Source organism: Methylophaga sp., from assembly GCF_965655755.1.
In the GTDB taxonomy this organism is placed as follows: Bacteria; Pseudomonadota; Gammaproteobacteria; order Nitrosococcales; family Methylophagaceae; genus Methylophaga.
This window is the reverse complement of the sequence record NZ_CBFHHW010000013.1, coordinates 1-21,390: the sequence shown is the minus strand read 5'-3', so window position 1 is coordinate 21,390 and position 21,390 is coordinate 1. Positions and strand designations below refer to the sequence as shown.

General features: G+C 45.4%; 20 protein-coding genes and 1 pseudogene. 19 read left to right on the top strand and 2 right to left on the bottom strand.

From position 1 onward, the window contains the following. Positions 1-346 (top strand): thymidylate synthase (locus ACTF5U_RS06020; RefSeq protein ID WP_438970736.1); only part of this gene is annotated, 346 nt, incomplete at its 5' end. 95 nt (positions 347-441) lie between these two features. Further along, positions 442-1,182 carry a cytochrome b/b6 domain-containing protein gene (locus ACTF5U_RS06015; protein WP_438970735.1) on the top strand — a complete coding sequence of 247 codons (741 nt, stop codon included), beginning with the start codon at positions 442-444 and terminating at the stop codon, positions 1,180-1,182. Here the strand turns inward: ACTF5U_RS06015 and radC are convergent, their stop codons facing one another. After that, positions 1,183-1,857 (bottom strand): RadC family protein, encoded by a 675-nt coding sequence (gene radC, locus ACTF5U_RS06010; protein WP_438970734.1) that lies wholly within the window; start codon positions 1,855-1,857, stop codon positions 1,183-1,185. A 125-nt stretch (positions 1,858-1,982) separates the two neighbouring features. Between radC and miaB the strand changes: the two genes are divergently transcribed. The 9 genes from miaB (at position 1,983) to ACTF5U_RS05965 (ending at position 11,037) form a co-directional block, all read left to right on the top strand. Continuing rightward, positions 1,983-3,338: a tRNA (N6-isopentenyl adenosine(37)-C2)-methylthiotransferase MiaB gene (gene miaB / locus ACTF5U_RS06005; RefSeq protein ID WP_438970733.1), complete on the top strand. Its 1,356-nt coding sequence runs from the start codon at positions 1,983-1,985 to the stop codon at positions 3,336-3,338. A gap of 107 nt (positions 3,339-3,445) precedes the next feature. Then, positions 3,446-4,318, top strand: coding sequence for a PhoH family protein (locus ACTF5U_RS06000; RefSeq protein ID WP_438970776.1), 873 nt, complete (start codon positions 3,446-3,448; stop codon positions 4,316-4,318). Beyond that, positions 4,315-4,782 carry an rRNA maturation RNase YbeY gene (gene ybeY, locus ACTF5U_RS05995; protein WP_438970732.1) on the top strand — a complete coding sequence of 156 codons (468 nt, stop codon included), beginning with the start codon at positions 4,315-4,317 and terminating at the stop codon, positions 4,780-4,782. The genes ACTF5U_RS06000 and ybeY overlap by 4 nt, the downstream gene beginning before the upstream one ends. Further along, on the top strand, positions 4,779-5,645 hold the full coding sequence (locus tag ACTF5U_RS05990) for an HlyC/CorC family transporter (protein WP_438970731.1): 867 nt from the start codon (positions 4,779-4,781) through the stop codon (positions 5,643-5,645). The genes ybeY and ACTF5U_RS05990 overlap by 4 nt, the downstream gene beginning before the upstream one ends. Next, entirely contained in the window at positions 5,645-7,147 is a 1,503-nt protein-coding gene (gene lnt / locus ACTF5U_RS05985) for an apolipoprotein N-acyltransferase (RefSeq protein WP_438970730.1), read from the top strand. Before ACTF5U_RS05990 ends, lnt begins: the two co-directional genes overlap by 1 nt. 11 nt (positions 7,148-7,158) lie before the next feature. After that, positions 7,159-8,610, top strand: coding sequence for a TrkH family potassium uptake protein (locus ACTF5U_RS05980; protein ID WP_438970775.1), 1,452 nt, complete (start codon positions 7,159-7,161; stop codon positions 8,608-8,610). Further along, the gene (locus ACTF5U_RS05975; protein WP_438970729.1) at positions 8,611-9,186 is read left to right on the top strand and encodes a class I SAM-dependent methyltransferase; all 576 of its coding nucleotides are present in this window, start codon (positions 8,611-8,613) and stop codon (positions 9,184-9,186) included. It abuts the gene before it with no gap. A 123-nt stretch (positions 9,187-9,309) separates the two neighbouring features. Then, positions 9,310-9,510 carry a 50S ribosomal protein L31 gene (gene rpmE, locus ACTF5U_RS05970; RefSeq protein ID WP_081443592.1) on the top strand — a complete coding sequence of 67 codons (201 nt, stop codon included), beginning with the start codon at positions 9,310-9,312 and terminating at the stop codon, positions 9,508-9,510. A 33-nt stretch (positions 9,511-9,543) separates the two neighbouring features. After that, a complete protein-coding gene (locus ACTF5U_RS05965; protein WP_438970728.1) occupies positions 9,544-11,037 on the top strand; it encodes a M48 family metalloprotease in 1,494 nt (497 codons plus the stop codon). Here ACTF5U_RS05965 and ACTF5U_RS05960 read toward each other — a convergent pair whose 3' ends face one another. Next, entirely contained in the window at positions 11,038-13,239 is a 2,202-nt protein-coding gene (locus ACTF5U_RS05960) for a penicillin-binding protein 1A (protein WP_438970727.1), read from the bottom strand. It abuts the gene before it with no gap. Positions 13,240-13,627: 388 nt separating this feature from the next. Here ACTF5U_RS05960 and ACTF5U_RS05955 point away from each other — a divergent pair, with 388 nt between their 5' ends. The 8 genes and pseudogenes from ACTF5U_RS05955 to ACTF5U_RS05920 form a co-directional block, all read left to right on the top strand. Next, on the top strand, positions 13,628-14,686 hold the full coding sequence (locus tag ACTF5U_RS05955; RefSeq protein WP_438970726.1) for a pilus assembly protein PilM: 1,059 nt from the start codon (positions 13,628-13,630) through the stop codon (positions 14,684-14,686). Next, positions 14,686-15,249 carry a PilN domain-containing protein gene (locus tag ACTF5U_RS05950; RefSeq protein WP_438970725.1) on the top strand — a complete coding sequence of 188 codons (564 nt, stop codon included), beginning with the start codon at positions 14,686-14,688 and terminating at the stop codon, positions 15,247-15,249. Before ACTF5U_RS05955 ends, ACTF5U_RS05950 begins: the two co-directional genes overlap by 1 nt. Then, positions 15,249-15,839, top strand: a complete 591-nt coding sequence (locus ACTF5U_RS05945; RefSeq protein ID WP_438970724.1) for a type 4a pilus biogenesis protein PilO — start codon at positions 15,249-15,251, stop codon at positions 15,837-15,839. Before ACTF5U_RS05950 ends, ACTF5U_RS05945 begins: the two co-directional genes overlap by 1 nt. A 34-nt stretch (positions 15,840-15,873) precedes the next feature. Then, complete coding sequence (locus ACTF5U_RS05940) at positions 15,874-16,401, top strand: pilus assembly protein PilP (RefSeq protein WP_438970723.1); 528 nt, start codon at positions 15,874-15,876, stop codon at positions 16,399-16,401. Between the two features lie 34 nt (positions 16,402-16,435). Beyond that, positions 16,436-18,535, top strand: coding sequence for a type IV pilus secretin PilQ (gene pilQ / locus ACTF5U_RS05935; protein ID WP_438970722.1), 2,100 nt, complete (start codon positions 16,436-16,438; stop codon positions 18,533-18,535). Positions 18,536-18,616: 81 nt separating this feature from the next. Then, positions 18,617-19,120 (top strand): annotated as a pseudogene (aroK, locus tag ACTF5U_RS05930) (shikimate kinase AroK); the annotation flags it as partial. A gap of 30 nt (positions 19,121-19,150) precedes the next feature. Continuing rightward, a complete protein-coding gene (aroB, locus tag ACTF5U_RS05925) occupies positions 19,151-20,230 on the top strand; it encodes a 3-dehydroquinate synthase (RefSeq protein ID WP_438970774.1) in 1,080 nt (359 codons plus the stop codon). Between the two features lie 13 nt (positions 20,231-20,243). Further along, positions 20,244-21,390 (top strand): ExeA family protein (locus ACTF5U_RS05920; RefSeq protein WP_438970721.1); only part of this gene is annotated, 1,147 nt, incomplete at its 3' end.

The following is a 21,390-nucleotide window of genomic DNA, read 5'->3' as shown; positions in this document are numbered from 1 at the left end:
GGGCGATACCTTATATCTCACTTCGTATCAACGATCCTGTGATGTACCTCTGGGGCTCAACTTTAATCAGGTTCAGGTCTTTTTCCTGTTGAAAATTATGGCGCAGATCAGTGGCTTAAAACCCGGTAAGGCCTATCACAAAATTGTGAATGCCCACATCTACGAAGATCAACTGGAGCTGATGCGTGATGTGCAGCTTAAGCGTGCACCTTATCCATCGCCCAAACTGCATATCAATCCAAAAATTAAATCGCTGAAAGACTTGGAGACTTGGGTAACATTGAACGACTTTGAAGTAGAGGGCTACCAAAGTCATGAACCTATTGCTTACCCGTTTTCTGTGTAAAAGAATGTAAAAAATTAAGCTACTTTTAATATAGTCACGCTAGCCTATGATTTGATGTATCTAAAATCATATGTAGTAACGGGAGAAACACCATTATGAGTCAAGACAATTCGGTAACGGAATATCACGTATGGGATCGCAGTGTGCGTTGGTTTCACTGGATCAACGTGTTGTGTGTTTTGGGGTTGATGGCAATTGGCATAGCCATTTTGAACAGCAAGGCTCTGGGCATTACCGATGATGGCAAAATCTTACTAAAAACGTGGCATGTTTATTTCGGTTATGTATTCGCTGTTAACTTAGGCTGGCGTCTGATTTGGGGATTTTTTGGTAATCGTTTCAGTCGCTGGAAAGCCGTGATTCCGTTTGGTACACATTATAAAAAACAAAGCAGTGCTTTCTGGAGAGGATGGAAGCAAGGCGAGCCGGCTGAGTTTATGGGTCATAATCCTCTAGCGCGGTGGATGGTGATGGTGCTCTTTTTATTGATGATGGTGATGGCGGTGACAGGTTTAGTGCTCGCGGGGACCGATGTCTATAAAGCACCGTTTGGCAGTCAGTTCAAAGCCTGGGTAGCTGAGAGTCCGGCAACGATCGATCAAATCAAACCTTATTCAGATATCGGCGTTGATAAAGAAGCCTACAAAGAAATGCGGAATTTCAGATCGCCTTTTAAAGATGTCCATGAAATTACGTTCTTTATCTTGCTAGCAGCGATTTTGTTTCACTTACTAGGTGTGGTTGTGACGGAAGTCCGCGAACGCAATGGTCTTATCTCTGCGATGTTTACTGGTAAAAAAGTGTTTAAAGACAAACCAGTGGATCTTGACGAATAACTACAGTTCACCCCGCTGAGCGAGTGAGGTTGGCTCAGCGTCACCGATGATAATATGATCCAGCACCCGGATGTCGACCAGTTCTAAAGCGGACTTGAGCCGCCGGGTGATATGGATATCTGCCTGACTCGGTTCGGCGATACCCGATGGATGGTTGTGGGCAAAAATGACGGCGGCGGCATTATGTTTTATCGCTTGCTTAACCACCTCCCGTGGATACACGCTGGCGCCATCAATGGTGCCGCGGAACAGTTCTTCGAATGCGATCATGCGATGTTGGTTATCGAGAAATAAGCAGGAAAATACCTCGTGAGGGTAGGCGCGTAAACGGTGTTTGAGATAGTTTTTAGTGAGGTTACAGTCTTGGAATGCTTCACCACGAACAATGCCTGATTCGAGATGACGCTGACTCATTTCTAACACGGCCTGTAGTTGTACATATTTGGCTTCACCTAAGCCGTGACCCGCGCAAAATTCATTTTGATTGGCCTCAAGTAAGGCCCTTAAACTACCAAACTGTGTCAGTAATTGTCTGGCCAAATCGACTGCGGACATGCCTTTGACCCCTGTCCGAAGAAAAATTGCGAGTAGTTCTGCGTCGGATAGAGCTTGTGCTCCCATGTGGAGCAGCTTTTCGCGCGGCCTGTCATCCGCAGGCCAGTCCCTGATTGCCATGATTCACATCCTTGTTATTCATGTAGCTACCACTATATTTCTACTTGTTAGTAAAAACAAACACTTGTATGTACTAATCAGCTAAAAAATAGTATCCTGTGCGCCCTTTTACAGTAACTGATTTTATGGCTGGCAAACTTTTTATACGTACCTTTGGCTGTCAGATGAACGAGTACGATTCATCGAAGATGGCAGAGGTGCTCGCAGACTCTCATCAACTGGAAGTCACTGATATTCCTGAAGAAGCGGATGTGTTGTTGCTTAATACCTGTTCGATTCGCGAAAAAGCACAGGAAAAAGTGTTCCACCAACTGGGTCGATGGAAACGTTGGAAAGACTCGCGCCCCAATCTGGTAATTGGTGTGGGTGGTTGTGTTGCGAGTCAGGAAGGTGATGCGATTCGTAAGCGAGCGCCTTATGTCGATTTGATATTTGGTCCTCAGACTCTGCATCGTCTTCCTGCCATGCTGGAAGAAGTTAAAATCAGTCGTAAACCCAGTATTGATATTTCGTTTCCTGAAATTGAGAAATTCGATAATCTACCTGCGCCACGCGCCGAGGGCCCGTCGGCTTTTGTGTCGGTGATGGAAGGCTGTAGCAAATACTGCACATTCTGTGTGGTGCCTTACACCCGTGGTGAAGAAGTCAGCCGCCCGGTTGGTTCTGTCTTGCGTGAGATTCGTCAGCTGGCGGCGCAGGGTGTGCGCGAAGTGAACCTGCTAGGACAGAATGTCAATGCCTACCAAGGTGTGCTTGAAGGTGAAGAAACAGCCGATCTGGCATTGTTGATTCACTATGTCGCTGCTATTGAAGGGATCGAACGGATTCGTTTTACGACTTCGCATCCGGTCGAATTCTCCGATAGTCTGATCGAGGCGTTCGCTGAAGTACCGGAACTGGTAAACCATCTGCATTTGCCGGTGCAATCGGGGTCAGACCGTATCTTACAAATGATGAAGCGTGGTCACACAGCCAAAGAGTATCTTGAAAAAATTCGTCGGGTAAAAGAAATTCGTCCTGACCTCAGTATGTCGAGTGACTTCATTATTGGTTTCCCGAATGAAACCGAAGCAGACTTTCAGGCAACAATGGATCTCATAAACGAAGTGGAATTCGATCACTCGTTTAGTTTTATTTACAGTGCACGCCCAGGAACACCTGCTGCGGCTTTTGTTGACTCTGTGCCAGAAGACGTTAAAAAAGAGCGTCTCAAAATCATGCAAACGCGCTTGCTGGAGCTGGAAAATATGCATGCGCAATCGATGGTGGGTACGACGCAAGTTATTCTTGTGGAAAGAGAAGCCCATCGAGGTGATGGTGATATGGCCGGCCGGACTGAAAACAATCGTGTTGTGAACTTTCAGGGTGACGCTTCCCTGATCGGACAATTTGTTGAAGTTCGTATCGAAGAGGCATTCAGTAATTCCTTGCGCGGTGAATTGCTAACTGCTAGCGTGACAGCTCAAGCATCCGGAATTTAATAGTGACTAATTCTTCCCACTCGCTCGATAGCGTCAGCTTCGAGCTCAGCCCTGCCGATAACCCTCGTTTAGCCAATCTCTGCGGTCATCTTGATGAACATATCAGGATGCTGGAGCGTGGTTTTGGCGTGGAAATTAATAATCGCGGGATCAAATTTCAAATCATTGGCCCGGCAGAAGTGATGGTTCTGGTGCAGGAAGTGATTCACGATCTCTATGCTGAAACAGCACAGAGCGTGTTAGCCCCGGAACAAATCCATCTTGCGATACGCAAAAGTGGTGGTGAAGATACCTCTGCGTCGGTTGAGCAGGATAAAGAAGTCATTATCAAAACCAAGCGCGGTTTAATTAAAGCCCGTGGTGACAACCAACAAGCCTATCTGCGCCGAGTGATGACACACGATATTAACTTTGGTGTTGGCCCGGCCGGTACCGGTAAAACCTATCTTGCTGTAGCTTGTGCTGTCGAAGCGCTGGAGCGTGACTTCGCCCGCCGTATCGTACTGGTCAGGCCAGCTGTTGAAGCGGGTGAGCGTTTAGGTTTCCTGCCAGGTGACCTGGCACAAAAAGTGGATCCCTATTTACGTCCTCTGTTTGATGCATTATATGAAATGCTGGGCTTTGAGCGCGTTGCCAAATTAATGGAACGGAATGTGATTGAAGTCGCTCCATTAGCTTACATGCGTGGTCGTACCCTGAATGAGTCATTCATCATTCTGGATGAGGCGCAAAACACCACCATGGAGCAGATGAAGATGTTCCTGACAAGGATGGGATATAACTCGACTGCGGTGATTACCGGTGACATCACTCAGATTGACCTGCCAAATAACCAAAAATCAGGCCTCCGACATGCCATTGAAGTTCTCAAAGATGTCGAAGGTATTGGTTTTACTTTTTTCCAGGCGAAAGATGTTGTACGTCATTCCCTGGTACAAAAAGTGATTATGGCCTACGATAAAGCTGACAAGCAGTTATGAGCGTCACGGTTGATTTTCAGCCTGTTTTTGATGGCGATATGCCATCGGAAGCGGCTTTTGAGGCTTGGGCGAAAGCTGCTTTGGCCGCAGTCGAAGAAGACTGCGAGCTCAGTATCCGCTTGGTTGACGAAGACGAAAGCGCTGAATTAAACGGCCAGTTTCGTGGTAAAAATTATGCGACCAACGTGCTGTCATTTCCTTTTGATTCCGAGATTGCATTAGAGCCAATGTTGCTCGGTGATTTAGTCATTTGTGTACCGGTGGTTGAGAAAGAAGCGGAGCAGCAAGGTAAAGCAACAGAGGATCACTGGGCACATATGGTAGTTCACGGCTGTCTGCATTTGCTGGGTTATGATCATATCGAAGATGAAGAAGCTGAACAGATGGAAACATTGGAGATCCAGATTCTGCAAACCATGAATATTGCGAATCCCTATGCTCTAGAGGGAGAACCACAACCATGAGTGATGGTCGACCGAGTCGCGCAGGCAATCAATCCTGGGTTAGAAAATTAAGTAACTTGTTTCTGGAACCTCAGGATCAGGAACAGTTGATTGAACTGATTCGCTCTGCCTCTGAGCGTCACATTCTTGATGCTGAAGCGCTTTCCATAGTTGAGGGTGCGTTGAGTGTGTCACAAATGCAGGCACGCGATATTATGCTGCCACGTTCGCAAGTGGTAATGGTGTCACGTGATGCGCCAGCTGAAGAAACGCTGAAACTCGTCACTGAAACAGCGCATTCCCGTTTTCCAGTTATTGATGATGACCGCGATGATGTCATTGGTATCTTGCTGGCAAAAGATTTATTGTCAGCTGTGGTCGCTAGCGGCGATTTTAATTTCGAGTTGCGTGAACTGCTTCGTCCTGCCGTTTTTATACCTGAAAGCAAGCGCCTTAATGTATTGCTTCGGGAGTTCCGCGCACGCCGAAACCATATGGCGATTGTGGTCGATGAATACGGTGGTGTTGCAGGTATTATCACGATTGAGAATGTGCTTGAACAAATTGTCGGTGAAATCGAAGACGAACATGATATCGACGATGATGCACCCATTCTGCAACGAAGTGAAGATACCTATACCATCAAAGCACTAACCATGGTGGAAGACTTTAATGAGTTCTTCGAAACAGACTGGAGTGATGAAGACTTCGACACCGTCGGTGGCTATGTCATGAATCAGTTTGGTCATCTGCCGGAACGGGGTGAGCAAATCACAGTGGATCGGTTCCAGTTTACTGTCCTCAGAGCAGATAATCGGCGCTTATACCTGTTGAAAATGGTGGTCATGCCACCGGAAGACGAGCCAGAAGCCGAACTCGAATAATGCTGACAGGGACTGTTCAAAGCCTGCAAGGTTGGAAGGGCAGCATCATAGCACTGTTGGCCGGAGCCATCCTACCTCTGGCGTTTGCACCGTTCTATTATTATCCTGTCGCTATTCTGAGCTTGTTGCTGCTTTTTGCCAGTTGGCATCAGGTGACGCCGAAACAGGCTGCATGGCGGGGCTGGTTATTCGGGTTGGGTATGTTCGGGGTGGGCGTATCCTGGATCTTTGTTGCCATCCACGTATTTGGTCAGTCAGGGCTTATTTTAGCCTCTTTACTGACTTTCCTCTTTGTCGCTTTTCTTGCTCTCTATCTGGCGCTGTTGGGTTGGCTGATTAAGACGCTGGCACCGGACCGGTTCAATATTCCTGACTTATTATTGTTATTGCCGGTTGCCTGGCTGGGCTTTGAGTTATTCAAAGCCTGGTTTTTAAGTGGTTTTCCATGGCTGGAACTGGGTATTAGTCAGATTGAGGGGCCGTTAGCTGGGTTTGTGCCTGTTATTGGCATCAATGGTGTGTCAGCATTGGTAGCCCTCACATCGGCTTGTTTACTGCTCAGTTGGCAAAATAAACGTTGGCAATGGTTACTGCCTGTGCTGTTGATTTGGGGCGGTGGTCAGGTGCTGAAATTAAGTGATTGGACACAGCCTTTAGGTACGCCGATTAAAACGACGATCGTGCAGGGCAATGTGCCGCAGCGGGTTAAATGGAATCCCGAACAACTCGTGAATACGCTCGCGCTTTATCAGAAAGCGACGCAGGCTTATTGGGACAGTGATCTTGTGGTCTGGCCTGAAAATGCTTTGCCTGCATTTCATCATCAGCTAGAAAATTTTTATCTCAATCCATTGAGGCAGGAAGCGCTCAAGAATAAAACCGATATTCTGTTAGGGTTGCCAGTTAATGATGATGTTACCGATCAATATTTCAACAGCATGATGCTGGTGGGAAAAAATGAAGGCTTTTACCATAAACAACACCTAGTCCCGTTTGGGGATTATGTGCCATTTGAGTGGCTGCGAGGCTTGATTGCCTTCTTTAATTTACCCATGTCATCGTTTGCGCCGGGAGCCGCTGATCAAGCTCTGCTGGACGCGGCAGGCAATAAAGTCGGCATCTCGATTTGCTACGAGGATGTATTTTCCACAGAAGTATTACAAACGGTTCCTGAAGCGAGTTTACTAGTGAACGCTACCAATAATGCCTGGTATGGTGACTCGTTTGCGCCTCACCAACATCTACAGATATCCCGGAGCCGGGCGCTTGAGACAGGAAGGCCTTTGGTTCGCTCGACCACCAACGGGATTTCAGCCTTTGTTGATTTTAAAGGCCAAATACAAACGGAATCGCCCCAATTTGAGCAGGCAGTTCTGACACAAACAGTACAACCTCGACAGGGTGAAACGCCTTACGTCAGCTGGCAACGGTGGCCAATATGGCTAATATCGTTGTTCATGTTGCTGTTGTGGGCGTATTATCGACAAAAAAAATCTGGCTAAAATCGACATTCATGCAATTTCTGACTATTCAGCGCATCTTGGGGATCCTTCTGGCTCTGTTCAGCATGACCATGCTGCCACCTGTTCTGGTGTCTTGGTATTATGGTGATGGTGCCAGTGAAGCGTTTCTGACTGCCTTTGTTTTATTGCTGATGACAGGGTTGTTGTTTTGGCTGCCAGCACGAAATCACCGTAAAGAACTTAAGATCCGCGATGGCTTTATTGTCGTCGTGATGTTTTGGATCGCACTTGGTTTGTCTGGTTCCTTGCCATTTTTCCTGACAGAAGTACCCAAAATGTCATTCACTGATGCCGTATTTGAGTCCATGTCAGGTCTCACTACAACCGGGGCTACGGTGTTGACCGGCTTGGACACCTTGCCAAAAGCGGTATTATTTTATCGACAATTCCTGCAATGGTTAGGCGGTATGGGTATCGTGGTATTAGCCGTCGCTATATTACCTCTGTTAGGCGTGGGTGGTATGCAGTTATACCGTGCCGAAACACCGGGACCAATGAAAGATGCCAAGCTAACACCCCGTATTACTGAAACAGCGAAAGCGCTCTGGTATATCTACCTGTCATTAACCGTTGCCTGTGCTGTGGCATTTCGCTGGGGGGGCATGAGCTGGTTTGATGCGATTGGTCATAGTTTCTCGACAGTGGCTATCGGTGGTTTTTCTACACATGACGCCAGTATGGGCTTTTTTGACAGTGCCACTATTGAGATGATTACCGTCGCGTTCATGTTGGTTTCTGGAATGAATTTTTCATTGCACTTTCTGGCATGGCGACATCGTAGTATTAAGCACTACTGGAAGGACTCCGAGCTACGCACCTATCTCGGTATCCTTGCTTTTATTTCAGTGGTTACGTCAGGCTATCTGTATTTCAGTGAAACCTTTGATGACCTATGGACCGCCATACATCAGGGCGTCTTCCAGGCCGTGTCTATTGGCACAACATCGGGTTTTACCACCACCGATTATTATCTCTGGCCGGGCTTTTTACCTATCTTATTACTGATGGCGAGTTACATTGGCGGTTGTGCATTCTCAACGGGTGGTGGTATCAAGGTCATACGCATTATGTTGCTGTTTAAACAGGGCTATCGTGAAGTATTACGCCTCATTCACCCAAATGCGATATTTGCCATCAAGGTGAACGGGAAAGCCTTACCCGCTAAAGTGGTCGGCGCGGTCTGGGGCTTTTTTGCGATGTATGTATTTTGCTTTAGCATTATGCATCTTTTTTTGATGTCAACGGGGCTGGATGTTGTCACATCCTTCTCAGCCGTTACCGCCTGTCTCAATAATCTCGGGCCGGGCTTAGGTGATGTGGGAGCTAACTTTGGTGATATTAATTCACCCTCTAAATGGGTGCTTTGCATTGCCATGTTGCTGGGACGATTGGAAATATTCACATTGTTAGTGGTACTGACACCTGCCTTCTGGAGACGTTAGGTGCATCCTGATCAGGAAAAGTGGGATCGAGTCTACGCAAAGCGATCTCAATCAGAGGCTCTGGTCGCTGAAGTATTGCAACAAAATCAGCATTTGCTGCCTAAGCAGGGCCAGGCATTGGATTTGGCCTGTGGACTGGGTGCAAATAGTTTACTGCTAGCCGAAAAGGGATTGACGGTGACATGTTGGGATATCTCACCGGTAGCAATTGAGAATCTAAACGCTGTTGCAGAGGCTAAGGCCCTCCAACTTGATGCTCAGGTCAGAGATGTCATTAGTCAGCCTCCAGTGGCTGAGAGCGCTGATGTTCTGGTAGTAAGTCATTTTTTGGTGCGAGAGATGAATCAGATACTGATGAAAGCGTTGAAACCCGGTGGGTTATTGTTTTATCAGACATTTTGTCGCAACAAGGTTTCTGCGCAAGGTCCCAATAATCCGGACTATTTATTGAAAGACAATGAACTCCTGACGATGTTTGCTGGTCTCAAGGTCAGAGTTTATCGCGAAGAATCGCTGTTAGGAAGCTGTGAGACTGGATGGAGAAATCAGGCAATGCTGGTAGCTGAAAAGCTTTGAATCACTAGAGTAGTAAATAAATTTGCCTGTATTTGGCTTGATCTATAAAATAACGCGGTTCTAAAGCTCATAACTCATGGTTAGGGCGAGATTTTTGCAAACACACATTTAACGAGTAAAGATATGAAAGCGGATATCCATCCAGATTACAACGAGATCAATGTTACCTGTAGCTGTGGTAGCACCTTCAAAACTCGCTCTACACGCACTTCAGACTTAACTCTGGACGTGTGCTCAGAATGCCATCCGTTTTATACCGGTAAGCAAAAAATGCTGGATACGGCTGGACGTGTAGACAAATTCCGTCAGAAGTACGGCAAATAATTATCTGTCGGAATCAACCCTTATGGTTTGATTATGATTAACGTGTTAGTACAAGGTAGTACAAGTCACGACAGAATTCGAAGCCTCTGCCTTATGGTTGGGGCTTTGTTGTTTCTGGGGCTTGCTGGTTGCTCGACAAATCCTGTTACGGGTGAGCAAAATTTTGTTATGTTCGGCGAAGATACCGAACTGGAAATTGGTCGAACTAATCATCCCAAAATTATTGCGGAATACGGCCGTTATGATGATGAAGTCTTACAGGCTTATGTTCAGTCTGTGGGCGAAAAGCTCGCTAATAAAAGTCATCGTGATGATTTGGTTTACCGTTTTACGGTATTAGATTCTCCGGTCATCAATGCTATGGCGCTTCCAGGAGGATATGTCTACATCACCCGAGGCTTAATGGCCTACCTTAACTCGGAAGCAGAACTTGCTGCTGTTTTAGGGCACGAAATAGGCCACGTCACCGCGCGCCATGGTGTTCGTCAACAGAGCGCGGCTCAGGCTGCGAACCTCGGTTATACCTTGGGTGCAATTCTTTTTCCCAGTCTCAGAGGCGCCGGATCACAGAATTTATTCAATATTCTTGGCGGTGCATTACTCAGTGGCTATGGTCGCGAGCATGAATTGGAGTCGGATCGACTCGGTGCGGAATACCTGGCACGAACAGGCTACGACCCTCAGGCTATGATTGAAGTCATTAGTGTACTAAAAGACCAGCAAACCTTTGCTGAAGCACAGGCAAAGAAGCAGGGGCAGGATTATCAGGGGTATCATGGTTTATTTTCCAGTCACCCGGACAACGATACCCGACTTCAGCAAGTTGTAGGTGAAGCAGAGAAATATACCGGTGCAGGCAATGGCAAAATATATCGTGAGCGATACTTTCAGAAAGTAGACGGATTAACTTTTGGTGATAGTGAAGAACAGGGAATCCGATCTGACAATCACTTTTATCATCTCTCTATGCGTTTTTCTGTGGATTTTCCTGTTGGCTGGCACATTAATAATAAACCCAGTAGCCTACAGGCCGTCGCGCAGGGGGGGAAAGCATTGATCGAGATGGGAGCTTCTGACATCAATCGTAAGCTGACCCCGCGAGAATTTATTCAGCAACGTCTTAAAATTGATGACTTACGTTCTGGTCAGAGTATCAAGCCACATGGGCTTAATGGCTATACAGGGATAACCTCGCATCAGAATAAACTTTTACGAGTCGGGGTAGTTTTCCTGCGTGATCAGGCATTTATTTTTCTTGCAACGACTGAAAACAGCGCTGACTTTTCTCGGTATGATGCCGACTTTCTGGCAAGCATAAACAGTATTCATAGTTTGCGCGATGACGAGATAGCCCTCGCTCGCGAGCAACAACTGGATATTGTCACGGTTAGCAGAGAAGATAGTTATGCTAAATGGGCAAGAACCTCACGTATCAGCAATAGTCCGTTGGAACAGCTTCGACTTCTCAATGGAGATTACCCATCGGGCGACCTTAAGAGCGGTCAAAAGGCGAAACGCGTACGCTGATTAGAATAGCTCGATACTGGGTGTGGTCCCATTTTCACCGCCGTAAGAGCCGGGCAGTGGTGCCATCTCTGTGGGTGCCGTATCTTCACGAAAGGTCTCATATATGGCATTAGATGCATCGGGTCTGGCGAGTTTGCCACTATCGGGATCAATTCTTACGGTCACCATATCCACCGGGACTTCTAACGGTGTATCGGGTAAGCCTTTCAGAGCGACTTTCATGAAGTCTATCCACATTGGTAGAGCTGCGCGACCGCCTGTCTCATAACGACCCAGTGAACGCGGTTTATCGAATCCGACCCAACTGACGGCAACAAGCTCTGGATGGAAACCATTAAACCAGGCATCAAGTTGATCGTTGGTTGTACCTGTTTTACCGGCCAGATCATTGCGTCCAAGGCTCATCGCTTTACGACCGGTACCATGTTTGACGACATCTCTCAGAAGACTGTTCATAATGTAATTATTCTGAGGAGTCATAATGCGAGTTGCGGCATTCAAACCCGTTGACTCAGAGTCCACCACATTTTCTTCGAAAGCACAGGTCTCGCAGACTGTCACCGGATCAGCCTGAGACAGCACGTTACCCTTTGCGTCTTCTACACGGGTTATGAGATAGGGTTCAACGCGATAAGCAGAGTAGGCTGTTGCCATGTCCCAAGGAGCTGCACTGCCACTCCCCAGTGCTAAAGATAAATTCTTATGCAACATGCCATCTTCAAAGCCAAATTTTTTGGCATATTCCACAGCGTAATCGGCGCCAATATCACGGAGCAGTCTTATTGATATTAGGTTACGTGAGTGAATCAGGCCTTCCCTGAGCCGGGTGGGGCCAAAAAATTTACCGCTGTAGTTTTCGGGTCTCCAGACATTTTCCAGGCCGGGGTCATCAAAAACGACCGGTGCATCATTAATAATGGTTGCCGCTGTATAGCCTTTCTCCAAAGCCGCAGAATAGATGAAAGGTTTGAAGCCGGAACCAGGCTGTCTGCGTATTTGGGTTACCCGGTTATACTTATTATTGAAGTAGTCAAAACCGCCGTTTAACGCTGTAACGGCGCCATCATATGGAGCAATAGCGACCAGCGCGCCCTGCGCTTCGGGCAACTGAGCAAGTTGCCAGCTTTCGCCTTTCATTTTTTCAACTCGGATCACATCACCAGGATTGACCACATCACTGACTTTTTTGGGTACGGCACCGCGGCTATTCGTGCTTAGCTTTTTTTGTGCCCATTTCATTGAGCCCAGAGTTAATGTTTCAAAGCCCTGTTCTTTAATAAAAATTGTTGCGGAATCCTGACTAATTTCAGTAACCAGAGCGGGCTTCAACGGCCCTATAGAATCAAAATCTTCAAGTAATAGAGTGATGTCAGTTTCAAAATTTGCTGCGTCCGCATTGAGTTCAATCGTGGCGAGAGGGCCTCGGTAACCATGGCGGCGATCATAAGATAACAGTGCCGTTTGAAGAGATTGATTTGCGGCTTTCTGATGATCGCCTCGAATTGTTGTAAACACATTCAGACCATTGGTATAGGCTTCTTCACCAAATTCTTCGATAAGTTTCGTACGCACCATTTCGGCGACATAAGGCGCGTAGACTTCAATCTCACGGCTGTGATATTTGGCCGTTACAGGCGCTTTACTTGCTTCTAGGTATGCTTGCTCAGTGATATAGCCTACATCCCACATCCTTCTTAGAACATAGTTCCGTCGCACGATGGCGCGTTCAGGGTTGGCAAGTGGGTTAAACGCAGAAGGCGCCTTAGGCAAACCAGCAATCATTGCCATTTCAGATAAAGTTAATTCTTCTAATGGCCGGCCGTAATAGACATTTGCAGCTGCGCCAACACCATAAGCACGACTTCCCAGGTAAATCTTGTTCAGGTAAAGCGTAAGTATGTCCTCCTTAGATAAGACTTGTTCCATTTCCAAGGCCAGGATGATTTCATTCAATTTGCGCAAATAGGTTTTTTCATTGCTGAGGAAGAAGTTGCGCGCAACCTGCATTGTAATGGTACTGCCGCCTTGTGTTTTAGAGCCTGTCGTCAATAGAGAATAAGCAGCTCGAATGATGCCCTGATAATCGACTCCGGGGTGTTGATAGAAACGATCATCTTCCGCGGCGAGAAAGGCTTCAATCAATGAGTTTGGTATTTCTTGGTATTCGACTGGAATGCGACGTTTATTACCAAATTCTGCCATTAGCAAGCCTTCGGAGCTGAATATACGTAGGGGGATCTGTAGTTGTGTTTCTTTTAGCGTATTGGTGTCAGGTAGTTTTGGTGCTAAGAAGAAATACACGACTATAGTGGCTATCAATAGCAGGAAAGATAGAGCGAGTATAAGTTTAAATAGAAATCGGCTAAGTCGCAGCATTGTGTGAAGTGTGTCGCAATAAAAGTTTTAAAAAGTTCGCAAAAAATAAGTCACTAGAGTATATATAAAGGAAAGAATAAAAACAGTGGTGTATTTCAAACCATTAGTTTTATTGAGAAATATCTTGACATGGGGTATTTTCTTAATAAACTACTTTAACTAAGATAGCTAAGTGAGTCACTCACAATTGGTTCAACGGGAATTGAGGCGACGAATGTTAGGACGAAAAAAATCCCCTTTTTTAGGGATAGATATAAGTTCATCAGTAGTGAAAGTGCTTGAACTTAACAAAAAGGGAGATAGGTATACGGTTGAGTCCTATGCGGTCGAGCCGTTACCCGTCAACGCTGTTGTTGAAAGCCGGATTGAGAATCGTGATGAGGTAGCGGGAGCAATACGCCGCGCTGTAAAACGTTCCGGCACAAAAGCGAAAGAGGCAGCCGTGGCTGTTTCTGCCAATTCTGCTATTACAAAAACCGTCTCCTTCCCGGCATCACTCTCTGAGCGTGAGCTCGAAGAAAATGTCATGCTCGAAGCAGAAAACTATATTCCTTATCCTCTTGAAGAAGTTCGACTTGATTTTGAAGTCCTCGGGACCTCCGCAACGGATGTTGATGCTGTTGATGTTTTACTTGCTGCATCCAGGCGAGAAAATGTCGATGCACGTACGGAAGTAATCGAAAAAGCAGGATTGAAACCCATGTTAGTGGATGTTGAAGCGTACACCATGGAAAATGCTTTTGAACTCATAGCTCAGCAGTTACCGCATCATGGACAGGGGCTGACCGTTGCTGTTATTGATGTGGGGGCTACAGTAACGACATTACACGTTCTGGTGGACGGTAAAATTGTATTCACTCGTGAACAGACCTTCGGTGGTCGGATGCTGACGGAGGACATTGAGCGTCATTACGGAATGTCTTATCAGGAAGCGGGCCGTGCAAAAAAAGACGGTAGTCTTCCCGATGATTACGAACCAAAGGTTCTGGAACCCTTCAAGCGCACCATGACTATGACCGTCACACGTGCTTTACAGTTTTTCTTCTCAGCGTCAACGCAGTATCAATCCATAGATCACATTATCCTTGCCGGCGGTTGTGCCTCTATTAAGGGTGTGGCCGAAATGATAGAAGAAGAAACTGGTACATCGACATCTGTGGCTAATCCATTCTCAGATATGGTGCTGGGGCCAAGAGTAAAAATTCAAGCTTTAAGTAATGATGCCCCATCAATGATGATTGCGTGTGGACTGGCAATGAGGAGTTTTGACTGATGGCCCACATTAACTTATTGCCATGGCGTGAGGAGCGCCGTGAAGAGAGACAAAAGCAATTTTATATTTCACTCGTTGCGGGTTTTGTCTTTGCCGGGTTAGTTCTGTATGGCGTTGTATTTTATGCCGATAATTTAATACAAGAACAAAGCCAGCGGAACGCATTTCTTCAGCAAGAAATTGCCAAAGTAGATAAAAAAATCAAAGAGATCAAGGATCTCGAAAGACAGCGCGACCGACTCTTGGCCAGAATGCAGGTAATCCAAGAATTACAACAAAGCCGACCTAAAATTGTGAAAGTCCTTGATTCTCTGGTCAGAGTTGTCCCCGAAGGTGTAAATCTTAATCAAGTGACGCGAACAGGCAACAACTTGACCTTTGATGGCCTTGCTCAATCCAATGCACGAGTCTCTGTGTTTATGACTCAAGTTGATAACAATGATGAATATGGTGAATCCAGGCTCAAAGTGATTAAACGTACTTCGGGTAGAGATGATGCCATAAGAAGTTTTACGGTTGAAGTGACTGAATCGAAGCCGAAAGATGGAGGCGAAGGAAAGTAATGGAATTGTCTTCAATTACAGAGCTGGATTTTAACGAAAGTGGTGAATGGCCTCTTCCTATAAAACTGATAACAATTTTACTTTTATGCGCTCTGGTGTGGGGGGGCGGTTATTATTTCTTACTTAAAGACAAAAAAGCTGAACTCGAGACACTCGAGCAAAAAGAAGTGCAATTAAAAACGACATTTGAAGCCAAACAAGCAAAAGCAGTTAATTTAGAAGCATACAAAGAGCAATTAGCGGAAATGCGAGTCATGTTTGACTCAATGCTGGAGCAGTTACCTAAGAAAACAGAGGTACCTGAGTTGTTGGTTGATATTTCCAGAACAGGATTGATCAATGGCTTGGATTTTGAACTTTTCGAGCCACAAGGTGAGAGGCCCGTAGACTTTTATGCTGAATTGCCGATTAAGATGAAGGTCACTGGAAATTATCATCAATTTGCTGAGTTTGTAAGTGGCATCGCTGCACTACCAAGAATTGTCACGCTTCATGATATGAAAATCGGGCCATTAAATAAAAAATCGGGAAACATGACAATGGATATTGCAGCTAAAACCTATCGTTATTTTGACGATACAGACAAGTAGTGATGACAAAATGAGATTCAAAAGGGAAGACATAATGATAAATGGGCTCAAAATGTCGATGCTGGTCATTATTTTTTGTCTGGCGGGTTGTCAACAGGAAAAAGACGACCTTAATGCATACGTTGCAAACATCAAAGCGCAGCAAAAATCTGACATACCCCCAATACCCGTTATGAAGCCATATGAAAAGTTCGAGTATGCTGCTGCAGACCTGAGAGACCCTTTCCTCCCCACGGTTGTAGACGTACCTGAAATAGCGGCAGAACCAGAGTTTGATAATGGCATTAGTCCCGATACGAATAGACGTAAAGAAGCGTTAGAGGCATTTGCTTTATCTCAGCTTCAATATGTAGGCACTCTCGAACAGGATAAAATTTGGGCTTTGGTTAGGGCGCCTGATGGTGTGATTCATCGTGTCCAAGTGGGTAACTATATGGGACAAAGCCATGGCAGAATTACTTCGATAAGTGAAACTGGGTTGACACTAAATGAGATTGTTCCTAAAGGAAACAGTGGCTTTATCGAAAGAGAAACCTCTGTCTCAGCAGTAGAGGTAAATTAAGATGACAATCATGACGAATAAAAATGGAATCAGCATGAATAAGCAAATACTCTCACTACCCGATAATTTTAAGACTGCGTCGGTGTTAAATAGATTTATTTATTTGATTGCTTTTTTATTCGCTAGCTCTGCCTCGATTGCGGCTGAACTGAAGAGTCTGGACTTCAGTGCTTTACCTGGTGATAAAACGAAAATCCAATTAACATTCTCGGAACCGGTCGCTAAACCGAATAACTTTTCGACAGATGAACCTGCTCGAATCATATTTGACTTCGCTGGAGTTAAAAACAAACTTCAGGAGCGAACCAAGCAGGTTAATGTAGGCGTCACCAGAAGCATCTCTACTGTTGAAGCTGGTGAGCGTACCCGGATGGTAGTAAATTTATTACAAAAAGCGCCCTACACTATCAGTCAGAACGGTAATCAAATGATGATTACCATTGATGGTGAAAAACAAACGGTTAGACGTTCTGCATCATCAAATCTTACATCTGTGACCGATGTCGATTTTAGAAGAGGTGAAGACGGTGAAGCGCGACTTATTGTCAAACTCGATGGTGAAGAGGCTGCAATGGATGTGCGTCAGGAAAGAGGTGATATCGTTGTTGAATTAGCGAACGTGACTTTGCCTGATAATCTGCACCGCCGACTGGATGTAGTGGACTTTGCTACTCCGGTTAAATATATTGATACTGACACTTCAGCGAATACGACTAAATTGACTTTGACTACGGAAGGTCGTTATGAACATTTAGCCTATCAATCTGAAAAAACATTAGTTGTCGAGGTCAAACCCCTACCAGATGAACCGCAAGCTGGCCAAGGCAGAGATCAATTTGGTTACACTGGTGAAAAACTGTCCTTAAACTTTCAGAATATTGAAGTTCGCGCTGTACTGCAATTGTTGGCCGATTTCACAGGAAAAAACCTTGTGACCAGTGATACTGTGACAGGCAACCTGACATTACGCCTTAAGAATGTACCTTGGGATCAGGCTTTGGATATTATTCTAAAAAGTAAAGGTCTGGCAATGCGTCAGAATGGGAATGTTCTGATGGTGGCGCCTGCAGCGGAGATTGCAGCAAGAGAGAAGCAAGAGCTTGAAGCACAGAAACAACTTGTTGAATTAGAGCCCTTGTATACAGAGATTATAGAAATTAAATTTGCCAAAGCGACTCAATTAGCGCCATTACTGACTTCAAGTGGTGGTGGGCAGGGAGGAAGCTCTGGCTCAAACCGAGGTTTTTTATCACCGCGAGGTAATATCACGATTGATGATCGCACTAATTCTCTGTTGATTCGAGATACTGCTGATTCATTAGTTCAAATTAGGGATGTCATTGAACAGTTGGATAAGCCTGTTCGCCAAGTGCTTATTGAATCGCGTATTGTGATTGCTAACAATAACTTTAATAAAGAGTTGGGTGTCAGATTCGGCACTTCAGCTCAAAGTAATACCTTAGGTGCAGGTTCATCAGGTAGTTTGACTGGATTGAGCACAAACCCAAACAACGATGATCAGATCCGGGCTGATAGTACTGTAGGTAATGATCTCAACGTTAACCTGCCTGTTAATAATCCTTCAGGTTCCATTGGCTTGGCGTTAGCTAAATTGCCACTGGGCATGATTCTTGAGTTGGAATTATCAGCAATGCAAGCTGAGGGACAAGGTGAAATTATTTCTTCACCACGCGTGATTACATCCAATCAGCAGCAAGCTACTATCGAACAAGGCACCGAAATTCCTTATCAGGAAGCGAGTTCAAGTGGTGCAACGTCGGTCTCATTCAAAGAAGCGGTGCTTAAACTTGATGTTACGCCACAGATCACACCAGATGATAGAGTTGTTATGGATTTGGAAGTCAGTCAAGATCAGGTCGGTGATATTTTCCTAGGCGTACCGAGTATTGACACTCGAAGTGTACAAACACAGGTTTTAGTCGATAATGGAGAAACAGTTGTTTTGGGCGGAATCTATGAACAAACAACGACCGACAATGTTGAGCGTGTTCCATTCTTTGGTGATTTACCTTATGTAGGTTTTTTATTCAAGAATACAGCTAAGAGCGATACCAAACGAGAACTGTTAGTTTTTGTCACACCAAAAATCGTGAAGGAAGGGTTTCAATACTAAAATAAGTTAAACGCTGTAAAATGAAAGCCGGGTCAACTGTGACCCGGCTTTTTTATGAGAGCAAGCAAAGGTTATTAATCATTGATATCAGGTAATATATTTCTTGTTGGGCCGATGGGAGCGGGAAAATCAACCATTGGCCGCCAGCTGGCTAAGGCACTGCGGAAAAAATTCTACGACAGCGACAGAGAAATTGAGCAGCGAACCGGTGTTTCTATCTCATGGATCTTTGAGATGGAAGGTGAGTCGGGGTTCAGAGAACGTGAATCAAAAACCATTGAAGATCTGACAGCGTTAGATAATGTTGTTCTCGCGACCGGTGGCGGAGCTGTTCTATCAGAGGAAAATCGTAACTGGCTACGCGCTCGTGGCCATGTTATTTATTTATCAGCTTCAATGGAGCAATTGTATCGTCGCACCTCCAGAGATAAAAAAAGGCCGTTATTACAGACAGGCGATCGACGTAAGCAAATAGAAAACCTGCTGATACAGCGTGATCCTTTGTACCGTGAAGTCGCTGATATCATAGTGAAAACGGGTGAGCAGTCCGTTCAGCACACGGTCAATGAAGTTATAAAAAAATTGAAGAAAAACAGGAAAGATCATCCCAACATTATGAAGACTTTAGAAGTTTCTCTCGCTGAACGTAGCTATCCTATTTATATCGGACAGAACTTATTGTCTCAGTCACAGCTGCTACAGAAACATATCAAGGCTAAAGAAGTGTTGATTGTGACGAATGAAACAATTGCGCCCTTATATTTAAAGCAACTTGAGAAATCGCTTACGGGATACCGATATCAGTCAGTTATTTTGCCTGATGGTGAGGCTTTCAAAAACCTTGATGTGATGAATCAGATTTTTGATGCCTTGCTTAAGTCACGCTTCTCTCGTCAAGTAACCTTGATAGCACTGGGAGGCGGTGTTATCGGCGATATGGCAGGCTTTGCCGCAGCTTGCTACCAGCGTGGCGTGCCATTCATTCAGATACCGACGACATTACTGTCACAGGTTGATTCTTCAGTTGGTGGGAAAACAGCAGTAAATCATGCTTTGGGTAAAAATATGATTGGTGCGTTTTACCAGCCACAATGTGTTTTGGCTGATACCAATACATTAAACACTTTGGAAGACAGACAGCTGTCATCAGGCTTGGCTGAAGTGATTAAGTATGGTTTGATTAATGATGCTATTTTCTTTGAGTGGTTGGAAAAGAATATATCGGCCCTAAAAAATCGTGATCCAGCAGCGCTTGCTTATGCGATAGAGCGTTCCTGCCATGATAAAGCCGATCTTGTTGCCAAGGATGAGACAGAGAAGGGCGTAAGAGCGTTGCTCAATTTAGGGCATACCTTTGGCCATGCAATAGAAACAGGGATGGGTTACGGTAACTGGTTGCATGGTGAGGCCATTGCTGTAGGAATGCTGATGGCTGCTGACTTGTCTGCACGTCAGGGCTGGATAGAACCGTCTGATGTGAAACGTATTCGGGATCTATTTGAAATTGCCGGTTTGCCTGTGACGGGTCCTAATGATATGGGTCCAGAGCAGTATTTATCATTAATGTCCGTGGATAAAAAAGTCCAGAATGGTGTTATCAGATTAATTCTGATGAAAGGAATCGGCCAAGCTGTAATCACCGACGATTATGACAGGAATAAGTTGCAGGAGACTCTGAGTCAGTTTCAAGCATAGGAGCTTGTAAGAGATGAGTGACATTGTGGCAACATCCCCAGAACCGGCTTATCTTGCCAGATTAGCACTCAATCGTCTGCCGTTTTCAAAAGTCAGCGATACGGCTGACTTTTATGATGGCCGGCATGTTAAACAGCGTCGCTTATTACTTCTTCATATCGTCAGGGCCACCCAGACCCCAGTACTTATCCAGGCTGAGACAGGAATGGGTAAAACGACGATGCTGCAGCACCTGCAACGAGAGAATGCCCGCGATTTACGCTTCTGCACAATAGAGCCTGGTACGTCCCCTCAAGATCTCATAAAACAATTGCTCATAAGTTTTGGAGCAGAGACAAGCGATGTTACGGAGCGGGGCGATAGCGCTGAGCAGATACTTAAACAACGGCTTGTACAATTAAGAAACCTGAATATCGTTCCGGTATTACTGATAGATGATGCTGAAACACTGCCGGAGGATGTGCTCACTCAAATTAGTGCTTGGTTGGCCTGGGATCACGAGAATAAAAGCTTATTACAGGCAGTGTTGGCGAGCAATTCTGATAGCCTGATGCAAGCCATGTCACTGCAAAAAGTCGATCTTCCGGCTTTTGACTCATATGATATCCCAGCTTATCTGCAACAGCGCCTTAAAGCAGCTGGCTATCAAGGTGAATTTCCTTTCGATGAAAAATCAATTCAGAGACTAAGTAAGCTTTCTCAGGGAAACCCTGCCAAACTGAATCAACTGGCCCATCAACAACTGTTGGGGCTTAAGAAAAGTAGTCCTTTTAATAAAAATTGGTCTGGTGTATTAAACAATGTTATTCGCTGGTCTCCTCTATTATTACTCGGAGTGATAATGATTCTCTTCCTGAGTTATCAGGAGAAAATTAATCATTGGATTAGTTTCGATAAAGGAAATGAAACGGAATTGGATATTCCCGAGATATTGTCTGAGGATGAAGTAGCGACAGTCATCGTGGATGATGGTAATGAAACAAATCCAGCAACGATGGAGCTGGAGCAACGCGAAGAACTCGCTGAATTACTGGCCGATATCCCGTCCAATCAAGACCATTCTGAGACTGAGACTGAGACTGAGACTGAGACTGAGACTGAGACTGAGACTGAGACTGAGACCGAGACCGAGACCGAGACCGAGACCGAGACCGAGACCG